A 12454-nucleotide genomic window follows, 5' to 3' on the forward strand; every position below is an offset into this window, starting at 1 on the left:
CTCATAAACTACCTCCCATGAGATAGTTTATATCATAATCATATTTAAGACAATTTCATTTGCGATTACTTAGGACAATATCATATATGATTCATAAAATGTCAAAAAAAATATTCTAAAAGCATTGACAATGCATAGTATAAAATGTATAATAAAGTGGTTATTGAATACGGGCGTACCTCTTTTACGATGGTCAGTATTTATGTACGTCTATGATTAGGAGGAAAAAAATGAACGAATTGATTAAGGCTATTGAAGCTGAACACATTAAAAGTGATGTTCCAGATTTTGGACCGGGGGACACAGTAAGAGTACACGTTAAGATTATCGAAGGTAAGAGAGAAAGAATACAGGTTTTTGAAGGACTTGTAATTAAAAGACAGAATGGTGGAGTAAGAGAAACTTTCACAGTTAGAAAAATTTCTTTCGGTGTTGGAGTTGAAAGAACTTTCCCAATTCACTCACCAAAAATTGAAAAGATTGAAGTTACAAGATTTGGTAAGGTTAGAAGAGCTAAGATCAACTATATCAGAGGCAGAGTTGGTAAGGCTGCTAAGATTAAAGAAGCTAGAAATAAAAAAAGATAATCGAAAATAATATTGTGAATTAGGGTGTCTTTATAGACATCCTTTTTTTCAGTCTTATATGAGAAAGGAAATAGCAATAATGAGTTATAATAATGAATATTTAAGAGATGATAATTTGAATATAAATTGGTATCCGGGACATATGAAAAAGACAAAAGAGTTAGTTCAAAGTAACTTAAAATTAGTAGATATAGTTATAGAATTGCTGGATGCCAGGATACCTTTTAGTAGCAGAAACCCGGATATTGATAAACTTGTAGGTGATAAACCCAGGATTGTTTTATTAAATAAATCAGATATGTGTGAAAGGGATGACCTGGATGCATGGATTACGTATTATCATAAAAAGGGAATAAGAGCCATACCTGTCAATGCAATGAATGGTGATGGTATAAATAAAGTTATCAATGAATGTAAAAATCAAACAAAGGAAATGATGGAAAAATTTTCTGAAAAAGGGAGAAGAGCAAGAGCAATAAGGCTTATGATTGTAGGCGTTCCTAATGTAGGAAAATCCTCTTTAATTAATAAATTATCCGGTAGAAAAAGCACTCAAACAGGAGATAGACCGGGTGTGACAAAAGGAAAACAGTGGGTAAAAATTAAAGGTAATATGGAGCTTTTAGATACGCCTGGTATATTATGGCCGAAATTCGATGATCAAAGAGTGGCATTAAACCTGGCATTTACCAGGGCGATAAAAGATGAAATACTAGATGTTGAAACTTTAGGTTTAAGATTAATTGAGAGGCTTAGTGAAATTGCACCTGAAAAACTTATTGAAAGATATAAAATAGATCAGATCAATGAGTCAGGGCTTGATACTATGGAAGCTATAGGCAGGAAAAGAGGCTTCATAATGGGAAATAAAGAGTTGGATTATACTAGAACGGCTACGACTGTTTTAAATGAATTTAGAGAGGGAAAAATTGGAAAAATAACACTTGAAAGCCCTTTAGAATTAGAGTAGAATAAGTACAGAATATAGTTTATTTTACTGAAGTTTTTAAAAATTAAAACAAAAAAATAGATAATAATAAATTAATTCATAAATAAAGGAAGTGGAATGATGTTTCAAGGAATAGGATCAAATTGGCTGGAAATTAACTTAGACAATCTGGAATACAATTTTAAGGGAATAAAAAATAAGCTGCCAAAAGGAACTAAAATGTGTATGGTCATAAAATCTAATGCTTATGGTCATGGAGCTGTAGAAATTGCTAAATTCTATGAAGAATTAGGAGCGGATTTTTTTGCAGTTGCGAGGACGGGAGAGGCTTTGGAATTGAGAAAAAATGAAATAAAACTTCCTATTTTGAACTTAGGATATACAAATCCGAACTGGATCGCCGACTCTATAAAGAATGATGTATCATTCACATTATATAACTATGAATTTGCTGAGAAAATTAACAGTATAGCAATAGCTATTGGGAAAAAGGCAAAAGTCCATATAAAATTAGATACAGGAATGTCCAGACTGGGATATGTGGTTATGGAAGGAAAAGAAGATGAGATAATACAGGATATTCAAAAAATTAATAAATTAGATAATATTGATATAGAGGGAATATATACACATTTTGCGACTGCAGATGCAAGAAACAAAGAATTCGAAAATTTACAAATGGATAGATTCTCTAAAATGATAAAAATTCTTGAGGAAATGGACATAAAACCTAAGTATATTCATTGCTCAAATAGTGCTGAAATACTGGATACAGATGAAAGATATAATATGGTCAGACCAGGAATTATTCAGTATGGAATTTATCCGTCGAATGAAGTTTGCTATTCAATAGACTTAAAACCCGTTATGAGTTTTAAGGCAAAAGTATCAAATGTTAAAATTTTGGATGCAGGAACTTCTATTAGCTATGGAAGAATATATTTTACAACAGTAAGAGAAAAAATAGTGAGTATATCGGTAGGTTATGCAGATGGTTTTACAAGAGGAAGAAGAAATCCATATGTATATATAAAAGGAGAAAGATGTCCTATAGTTGGCAGAATATGTATGGATCAATGTATGGTTAGAGTTCCTATGGATATGGATGTAAAGATGGATGATGATGTTCTTATTTTTGGTGAGGAACTAATAACTGTGGTCGATGTTGCAAGAGATTGTGATACTATTGAGCACGAAGTTATGTGTAATATAGATCGAAGAGTACCTAGAGCGTATATTAAGGATAAAAAGGTAATAAAGGTTGTCGATTATTTAAAATAAATATTATATAGAATTTAGGGCTGTATTTCAGCCTTATTTTTATAAAATTTTAGAAGAAAAATAAAGATTTATTTATATTATTGTGACAATTATCGTAAAAGAGTATAATATAAATAATGATAAAATATCAAAAAATATGAGGTGTATTATGAATAAGTTATCTAATATTTTGAATCAATATAATGTTGATAATATTAACAAACTTAAAACTAAAGATATAAAGACTATATCTGAAAAAATAAATATAGTGGAATATAGAGAATTTATAGATATTTTCAAATTAGACAACAGAAAATCTATACAAGATATATGTAATAAATTAGAAAAAAAATTAGAAAAGCAATCTTTGGAATTTAAAAGACTGGAAAAAATTAATTTTTATGAAAATCAGGCGAGAAATGAAGGATATATCTACATAGGCGGAGTTGACGAGGCAGGAAGGGGACCACTTGCTGGACCGGTAGTAGCTGCTGTAGTATTATTTGAAAGAGATACAAAAATTGAGGGAATAAATGACTCAAAAAAATTATCAGAAGCAAAAAGAGAAGAATTATTCAGCATTATCAAAGAGAAGGCAATAGATTACGGTATAGGAATTGCTGATAATTTAGAAATAGATAGGTACAATATATTAAATGCAACTTATATAGCAATGAAAAGAGCAATATCAGAATTAAAGTTAAAGCCGGATTGTCTTTTAAACGATGCTGTTATAATTCCTGAGTTGCATTGCAAGCAAATACCTATAATAAAAGGGGATTCAAAGTCCATATCAATTGCAGCAGCGAGTATATTAGCCAAGGTAACAAGGGATAGAATGATGTATGAATATGACAAAAAATTTCCAGGTTATGGTTTTTCATCAAATAAAGGCTATGGTACTGCAGAACACTATAAAGGAATAGAAAAGTATGGAAAGACAAAGATACATAGAGAGAGTTTTTTAAAAAATATAAAATAGTAGGTGAACGAGATGAATTATAATGATGTTTTAAGAAATGCCAGAGAAAAATTTAATGGATCTTGTAAAGTATGTAGAGTCTGTGATGGAGTTGCCTGTAGGGGAGAGGTTCCAGGAATGGGTGGAAAAGGTACAGGAACTTCTTTTATAGAAAACGTGAGAGCTTTAGAAAAATTAAAAATAAACATGAGAACGATACATGATGTAACAAATCCGGATACAAGTATAGAATTATTTGGAAGGAAACTATCAATACCTGTTATGGCAGCTCCTATAACAGGTACTACTTTAAATATGGGGGGTAAGGTTAGCGAAAAGGAATATATAGAACCTGTAGTTGTAGGGTGTAAAAATGAAAAAACAATAGCTATGGTCGGTGATACAGCAATACCACAATTTTTGATAGATAATTTAGAAGTATTAGAAGAAAAAAATGGTGACGGAATAGTATTTATTAAACCGTGGGAAAATAAAAATATAATAGAAAAAATAAAATTAGCAGAAAAGGCCGGTGCAATAGCTGTTGGTATTGATATTGATGCATGTGGTCTTATTACATTAAATATTCATGGAACACCGGTTGAAGCAAAGTCAATAAATGATATAAAAGAGTTGGTAAATTCTACTAAATTGCCATTTATATTAAAAGGTATTATGACACCTGATGAAGCTGAAAAGGCAATAGAAGCAGGTGTTTATGGGATAGTGGTGTCAAATCATGGAGGTAGAGTTCAGGATTTTACTCCGGGAACTGCGGATGTTCTTGAAGAAATAGCAAAAGTAGTAGATAAAAGAGTAAAGGTTTTTGTAGACGGTGGTGTCAGAAGTGGACTGGATGTCTTAAAAATGATAGCCCTTGGAGCAGATGCCTGTCTTATCGGCAGACCTTTTGTAACTGCATCTTTTGGAGGAGAAACTAAGGGAGTAGAATTATATATTCAAAAGTTAAAGTCAGAACTTGAGAGTTGTATGATATTAACAGGCTGCCAAAACTTAGAATCAATAACTGATAAAGTGTTATATAGATAAATTATTGTATATAATAATAGTTTTTTTGAGAAATTTGACTGTATAGAATAATAATTTTTCCAATATAATTTATATAATAAGGAGGATAAAAATGAAATTTGCTCACTTTAATTTTAATGTATTAGATTTAGAAAAGAGCTTAGATTTTTATGACAAAGCATTAGGATTAAAACCTGTTAGAGAGAAAAATGCATCTGATGGAAGTTTTAAGCTTGTCTATTTAGGCGATGGTAAAACCAATTTTCAGTTGGAATTAACTTGGTTAAGAGATAGAACTGAAAAATATAATTTAGGAGAATGTGAGTTCCATTTAGCTTTAGTAGCAGATAATTATGAGGAAGTATATAAGAAGCATAAGGAAATGGGAATCGTTATTTTTGAAAATGAATCAATCGGAATTTATTTTATAGTCGATCCTGATGGATATTGGATAGAAATATTACCGGAAAAAAGATAGAAATAATAACTTAAAAGAATTTAATTATTTATCGTTTTATATATCAATATTATGTATTTGTTGTTTATATTTAGAAAGGGGTTGTAATTATGAGTAAAAGAGTTTATAGATCAAATACCAATTATATAATGGCCGGTGTGTGTGGCGGTTTTGGAGAATATTTCAATATAGATCCGAATATTGTCAGAATTGCGTGGGTTTTATTCACACTTTTAGGAGGAAGTGGTATAATAGCATATATTATATGTGCATTACTAATTCCGAAAGAATAGCGATTAGAAATTTTTATAAAGATTTTATATGATATGAATATAATAAAAAAACTATTGAAAATTATGAAAATATTGATTTTTTAAATACCGTGGAGAAAAACTCAGCGGTATTTTTAATTTTTTTGGTGATTAGGGATTTTAGTTATTTTATTTTTTGACTATATATTATCGATTAGAAACTTAATATTAAATAAAAAATAGTCTAATATATTGAAAAAAATTGAAAGGAATGTTCTGTATCAAAAGGTATGGTAATTTAAGTGGAAAAATGAATAATTATGAGATAGGAAAAACGGGAGAAGATGCTGTAGCATATTTTATAGAAAAGTCAGGTTGTATAATTATAGATAGAAATTACCGGACAATAAATGGCGAAATAGATATAATTTTTTTGGATGGTGATGAAATAGTATTTGGCGAAGTGAAAACGAGGAGAAGTTATAAATATGGTAGACCAGTGGAAGCCGTTGATTTTAGAAAAAGAGAAAGAATTACAAGGGTAGCTAAAGAGTATATTTTAAGAGCAAAAATGTATGATACAAATACGCGTTTTGATATTTTCGAAGTCTATTTTAACCAAAGAAAAATTAGACAAATTAAGAATGCTTATTAAAGTTGAAGCAGAGAAAGAGCGATAGAGGAGATATAAATGATAAATAGAGTCAAATCGGGAATATTATATGGAATTGAAGGAAGACTAATAGAAATAGAAGTTGATTTATCAAGAGGAATGCCAAGTTTTAGTGTTGTAGGGTTAGCCGGAACGGAAATAAAAGAATCAAAAGAAAGGGTTAGATCTTCAATTAATAATAGTAATTTAGTTTTTCCAAATGGTAGAATAGTTGTTAATTTATCGCCGGCAGATTTAAAGAAAGATGGTTCTTATTTGGATTTAGGTATATGTATGGGAATATTGAGAAATAAAATATCTAAAACAGATGAAGAGTTAATGAAAATTGCATTTTTAGGTGAATTGTCACTTGATGGAAGTCTTAGATCAGTAAATGGTATTTTATCAATAGTAATTTCCCTTAAGAAATATGGAATAAAAAGTATTTATATACCAATAGATAGTTATTACGAATGTCATGAAGTAGAAGGCATAGAAATAATTCCTGTCAAATCAGTTAAAGAGTGTTTAAAAGTTGTAAGTATGCCAAGTGATGAGTATGAAAGTTTTATTGAAAAAAGATATGCGGATTTGAACACCATAATAGAAGAAAAAACAAGAGAATTTGACGAAAAAAAAATATATACTGACGATTTTTATTATATAAAAGGAAACAGTTTTGCAAAGAGATGTGTCGAGATATCTGTATCAGGTGGACATAATTTATTATTAATTGGTCCTCCGGGAACTGGAAAAACAATGATTGCAAAATCTATACGGAGTGTTTTACCTGAGCTGGATAATTCTGAAAAATTAATAGTTACTCAAATTTATAGTGCAGCTGGGAAGTTGAATAATATATCGGGATTGATGAAAGAAAGGCCTTTTAGGCAGCCACATCATACGACAACGAGATTATCTATAATTGGCGGAGGAATCAATGCGAGTTTAGGAGAAATAACGTTAGCTCATAAGGGAATTCTTTTTTTAGATGAAATTCCCGAGTTTAATAGACATACAATTGATGCAATGAGACAACCTTTGGAAGATGGATATATAAATGTATCTAGAATAAATAATTCATTTAATTATCCGGCTTCTTTCACACTTATAGCCACTGCCAATCCTTGTCCATGTGGGTATTATAATACTGATAAAATTTGTACTTGTAAGCAGAGTGAAATAGAAAGATATAAGAATAGAATTTCCGGTCCTATATTAGATAGAATGGATTTATTTTGTGAAGTTGGAGAAATTGATTATGAAGAGTTTAGTAAAAACAACTCGGAAATGTATTCTTCATGTGAAATGAAAAAAAGAATAGAGCTTGCACGAAATGTTCAGTATAAAAGATTTTCTAAAGGCATGGAAGATAAAGATAATAATATAAGTCTCAATTCCGAAATGAATTCTGAACTTATTTATAAATATTGTATTCTTGATAAAGAAGCTCAAAAAACTGCGAGAAAATTACATAATAAATATAATTTAAGTAATCGTTCATATTTAAGAATACTTAAAGTAGCCAGGACAATTGCAGATCTGGAAAATAGAGAAAGGATAGGGGAAAGTGATATTATAGAGTCTTTTTCATATAGAAAAGCATACTATAAATATTTTTCCAAAATATATTAATAAAAATATAATTAGTTTGAAAGTATAAACATTAAATTTGTAAGGGATTAGAATGATAGTATAAATACAATTAATTAAGAGAGGTATAAAATGACAAAATATAATAACTTTTACCTATGGGCAAATACAGTAGTCAATATATCCCCCATTACTATGAAATATATTAGGGAAAAATATATAAAAAATTCTTATGATTATTTAGATAATGGGTTAAAAGATTCTGATAAAATATTGAATTCTAAAAAAAATTATATAAAAAACTATTCATATATATTAGATATGATAGAAAAAGATGAAAAAATTTCGCAAAATATAAGAAATAGGATAAAGGAAAATAGATACAATAAGACTCAAATTGAAAATATTTTATTTGAAATGAAAAAAAGACATATTGGATTTATTACAATCGATGATGAAAAATATCCTTATAGGTTAGCTAATATATACGATCCTCCATATATACTTTTTTACTACGGTGAAATTAGCTTACTAAATTCAAATAGACCGGTTATTGCAGTGGTTGGAGCGAGAAATTCTACTGACTATGGAAAAAATGTTACAAAATATTTTGTAAAAGGCCTATCATCAAAAGGTTTTATAATAGTCAGCGGTTTAGCGAGAGGAATAGATTCATATTCGCATAAATACTGTATAGATTGTAATTCAAATACTATAGCGGTTATGGGAACAGCGATTGATAATATATACCCTAAATCTAATACACGTTTATTTAAAGAAATATTGGACTCTAATGGGCTAATTATATCTGAGTATAATTATGATACAAAAACATATCCGCAGAATTTTGCAATAAGAAATAGAATAATAAGTGGTATTAGTGATGGTGTTTTAGTTACTGAAGGAAAACTTAAAAGTGGAGCATTGATTACTGTCGATTCAGCTTTACAGCAGGGAAAAAATGTATATTCAGTACCTGGAAGTATTTTTTCTTCAATGAGTGAAGGATGTAACTATATAATTTCAGAAGGAGCAAAACCCGTTCAAAAAATTGAAGATATTTCGGCAGATTTTGACAAAAAATCGGAATATTATGAAGAAGAAAATCATACTGATATAAATAAATTTTCTAAAAATAGTAGAAATAATACATCCAGTTGTGTTAATATAAACTTTGACAATGGATTTGATATTGATATTTCAAATGAAGAAGCATTAATTTATAACACATTGTCAGTTAGAGGTGTAATGGATATTGAGGAGATTTCTAGAATTACTAAATTTGAAATTAAAGAAGTCAACTATATAATTGGTAAATTATTACTTTCAGACTTGATAATCGAACAAGGATTCAATAGATATGCACCTAATAAATAACTAAATTGGAGGTGTAGCTTGTGCCAAAGGCTTTAGTAATAGTAGAGTCTCCTGCAAAAGCAAAAACAATTGAAAAATTTCTAGGTAAAAGTCACTATGTAGTGAAGGCATCTGTAGGTCATATAAGAGATCTTCCTAAGAGTAGACTTGGTGTCGATATAGATAATAATTTTGAACCCGAGTACATAAATATTCGAGGAAAAGGTGATGTAATAAAAGATTTGAAAAAAGAAGCTAAAAAAGCAACTAAAATATATCTTGCAACTGACCCGGATAGAGAAGGAGAAGCTATATCTTGGCATCTTTCATATATTCTAGGAATAGATGTTGATTCTGCATGTAGAATAGAGTTTAACGAAATTACAAAGGATACAATAAAAAAATCTATAAAAAAACCGAGAAAAATAAATACTGATCTTGTTGATGCACAGCAAGCGAGAAGGGTATTGGACAGATTATTAGGATACCAGATAAGCCCTGTATTGTGGCAAAAAGTCAGAAGAGGGTTAAGCGCTGGTAGAGTTCAATCAGTAACTACTAAAATTATATGTGACAGAGAAAATGAAATTAATAAATTCATACCGGAAGAATATTGGACTATTGATGTTATTTCAGAAATAGATGGCAAAGAAATAGATTTTTCGTTAAGTGGGAAGATAGAAGATATATCCTTACTAAAAAACAACAATGTTTCTGCGAATAAATTAACTAAATTAAATTTAAAGAATAAAAATGAAGTTGATTATATATTGGAACAAATTAATGATGGCAAGTTAGAAGTATTTGACATAGATACAAAGATAAGAAGAAGAGTTGCTGTAAAACCTTTTACAACTTCTATACTTCAGCAGGAAGCCGTAAACCGTTTGGGATTTACTACGAAAAAAACTATGAAAATAGCTCAAGAGCTCTATGAAGGAGTAGATGTGGCAGATGAAGGTACAGTAGGCCTTATTTCTTATATTAGGACAGATTCACAGAGATTGTCTGATGAAGCAAAAAATGCTGCAAAGGATTTTATTTATTCAAATTATGGCGATAATTATCATATAAAAGACAAAAGAAATCAGGTAAAATCCAGTAAAAAATCTCAGGATGCCCATGAAGCAATTAGACCTACTTCTACAAACAGAACTCCCGACTCAATAAAAGATTCCCTTTCAAGGGATCAATTTAAATTATATAATTTGATTTGGAGAAGATTTGTAGCCAGTCAGATGTCAGATGCAATCTATGAAAATCTTTCCATATCATGCAATATAGGTGAATATGTTTTTAAAGCTACTGGTTCAAAACAAATTTTTGATGGTTATACAAAAGTTTATAATTTTTCGGAAAGGGAAGATAAGATACTCCCTCAAATTGAAGTGGGAAATAAATTGACAGTAGATGAAATAAAACCGGAACAACACTTCACTCAGCCACCGGCAAGATATACTGAAGCCAGTTTGGTAAAAACTTTAGAAGAATTGGGTATAGGAAGACCATCCACATATGCTCCAACTATAGGAACGATACTTACAAGAGGATATGTAGAAAAAATAGGTTCATCTTTGAAACCGACTGAGCTAGGTTTTATTGTTACAGAAATACTTGAAGAAAATTTCGAAATGCTTACAGATGTTGATTTTACGGCAAAACTTGAAGATTGGCTAGATAAGATTGAAGACGGCGATATGCAATGGAAAAAAGTAGTTTCAGATACATATAGACCTTTAGAGTCATCTATAAAAGAAGCAATTGAAAAGATTGAAAAAATAAATATGGATATCGAAACAGATGAGGTATGCGAGCTTTGTGGCTCTAATATGGTTATAAAACACGGAAGGTTTGGAAAATTTATGGCCTGTAAAAACTATCCGGAATGTAAAAATACTAAGCCAGTTGTGGATAAAATCGGAGTTAAATGTCCCAAATGTGGTGATGGTGATATAATAATCAGGAAAACAAAAAATGGAAGAAATTTTTATGGTTGCAGTAATTATCCAAATTGTGATTTTATAGAATGGAAAAAACCTACCGGAGAGAATTGTACTGTTTGTGGATCTTATATGATTGAAAAAATTACTAGAAAAGAAACGACAAGTGTATGCTCAAATGGCGAATGTGAGACAAATAAGAAGAACAATAAGGCTGATGCGAAAAAATAAAGACATAGTGTTATTTTAGACAAAAAACGGGAAATCCCGTTTTTTTAATGTGATGATATGAATTAACTTTAATATAAACTTTAATAAGTATTCTAATAATATTTGGGTTTATAATAATAAATCTAGATATTATATACCGACTCATTAGTAGTAAAAATTGAGAAAATTTTAAAAATTATAAAAATAGGTTGAAATTTTTAAAAAATTATGATAATCTTTTTGTGAGAGAATAGATAATCAATATTTATGCAATTTACATATAATAAGATTTATAAAGATAATACTAATTTTTACGAGGGGGTCAATGAAATGGCTAACGAATTATTACTAAATACAAGACGAATTAATAAAACATTACAATCAACAGCAGGAACATCAGTTTCTTTTAAACAGTTATCAAGTGTCTTAGGAGAGGTCTTGGATTCAAATGTTTATGTAGTAAGAACTAAGGGAAAAGTACTAGGACATCATCTACAAAATCCGGAAGATAGTTCTATACTTCTTGATGAAGATGGAAGTACTGAGAAATTTCCTTCCGAATACACAGAAAATATTTTGAAAATATTTGAAACAAAAGAGAATATATATGGTGATAATATATTAAAATATTTTCCATTTGAACAGGACAGGCTCAACAAATATACGACAGTTGTTCCTATAATGGGAAGTGGAGATAGGTTGGGAACATTAATACTTTCCAGATATAATAAACCTTATACAGATGAAGACATCGTTGTTGCCGAGTATTCAGCAACAGTTATAGGTCTTGAAATACTTAGAGCAATTAGTGAGGAAATGGAAGAAGATATGAGAAAGAAAACTGTTGTCCAGATGGCGATAGGAACGCTTTCATATTCAGAATTAGAAGCAATAGATCATATTTTCAGAGAGCTAAATGGAGATGAAGGGTTATTGGTTGCAAGTAAGATAGCAGATAAGGTAGGAATTACTAGATCTGTGATAGTAAATGCTCTTAGAAAATTTGAAAGTGCCGGAGTTATAGAATCCAGATCATTAGGAATGAAAGGTACTCACATAAAAATACTTAATGACAAATTATTAGACGAATTAAATATTCATTAGTTTTTTACAATAAATTGTTTGGTTTTATGTTTTTTATGTTTGCTATATATTTAGTTTTTTAGGACTGCTTTTGCAGTCCTTTATTTACGATAAGGGGGGAAAATA

General features: G+C 29.8%; 12 protein-coding genes. All 12 read left to right on the top strand.

Translation table 11 applies throughout. The annotated features are described in order from the left end of the window. Positions 1 to 230: 230 nt before the first annotated feature. The 12 genes from rplS to codY all read left to right on the top strand — a co-directional run bounded on the left by rplS (position 231) and on the right by codY (position 12349). A complete protein-coding gene (rplS, locus tag HLB29_RS08810; protein ID WP_185624793.1) occupies positions 231 to 587 on the top strand; it encodes a 50S ribosomal protein L19 in 357 nt (118 codons plus the stop codon). A gap of 79 nt (positions 588 to 666) precedes the next feature. Beyond that, on the top strand, positions 667 to 1557 hold the full coding sequence (gene ylqF / locus HLB29_RS08815) for a ribosome biogenesis GTPase YlqF (protein ID WP_185624794.1): 891 nt from the start codon (positions 667 to 669) through the stop codon (positions 1555 to 1557). A gap of 99 nt (positions 1558 to 1656) precedes the next feature. Then, a complete protein-coding gene (gene alr / locus HLB29_RS08820) occupies positions 1657 to 2817 on the top strand; it encodes an alanine racemase (protein WP_243155122.1) in 1161 nt (386 codons plus the stop codon). Positions 2818 to 2965: 148 nt separating this feature from the next. After that, positions 2966 to 3778: a ribonuclease HII gene (locus HLB29_RS08825; protein WP_185624796.1), complete on the top strand. Its 813-nt coding sequence runs from the start codon at positions 2966 to 2968 to the stop codon at positions 3776 to 3778. Positions 3779 to 3790: 12 nt separating this feature from the next. Next, entirely contained in the window at positions 3791 to 4807 is a 1017-nt protein-coding gene (locus tag HLB29_RS08830) for an alpha-hydroxy-acid oxidizing protein (RefSeq protein ID WP_185624797.1), read from the top strand. Between the two features lie 85 nt (positions 4808 to 4892). Beyond that, entirely contained in the window at positions 4893 to 5264 is a 372-nt protein-coding gene (locus HLB29_RS08835) for a VOC family protein (protein ID WP_185624820.1), read from the top strand. A gap of 89 nt (positions 5265 to 5353) precedes the next feature. Further along, the gene (locus HLB29_RS08840) at positions 5354 to 5536 is read left to right on the top strand and encodes a PspC domain-containing protein (protein WP_185624798.1); all 183 of its coding nucleotides are present in this window, start codon (positions 5354 to 5356) and stop codon (positions 5534 to 5536) included. Between the two features lie 268 nt (positions 5537 to 5804). After that, on the top strand, positions 5805 to 6149 hold the full coding sequence (locus tag HLB29_RS08845; protein ID WP_185624799.1) for a YraN family protein: 345 nt from the start codon (positions 5805 to 5807) through the stop codon (positions 6147 to 6149). A 36-nt stretch (positions 6150 to 6185) separates the two neighbouring features. Continuing rightward, positions 6186 to 7781, top strand: a complete 1596-nt coding sequence (locus HLB29_RS08850) for a YifB family Mg chelatase-like AAA ATPase (protein ID WP_185624800.1) — start codon at positions 6186 to 6188, stop codon at positions 7779 to 7781. A 90-nt stretch (positions 7782 to 7871) separates the two neighbouring features. Next, positions 7872 to 9116, top strand: a complete 1245-nt coding sequence (gene dprA / locus HLB29_RS08855) for a DNA-processing protein DprA (RefSeq protein WP_185624801.1) — start codon at positions 7872 to 7874, stop codon at positions 9114 to 9116. Positions 9117 to 9136: 20 nt separating this feature from the next. After that, positions 9137 to 11266, top strand: a complete 2130-nt coding sequence (gene topA, locus HLB29_RS08860; protein ID WP_185624802.1) for a type I DNA topoisomerase — start codon at positions 9137 to 9139, stop codon at positions 11264 to 11266. A gap of 309 nt (positions 11267 to 11575) precedes the next feature. Next, positions 11576 to 12349 carry a GTP-sensing pleiotropic transcriptional regulator CodY gene (codY, locus tag HLB29_RS08865; RefSeq protein WP_185624803.1) on the top strand — a complete coding sequence of 258 codons (774 nt, stop codon included), beginning with the start codon at positions 11576 to 11578 and terminating at the stop codon, positions 12347 to 12349. The last annotated feature ends 105 nt before the right edge of the window (positions 12350 to 12454 follow it).

This window comes from Peptostreptococcus canis (genome assembly GCF_014229965.1).
GTDB lineage: Bacteria > Bacillota > Clostridia > Peptostreptococcales > Peptostreptococcaceae > Peptostreptococcus > Peptostreptococcus canis.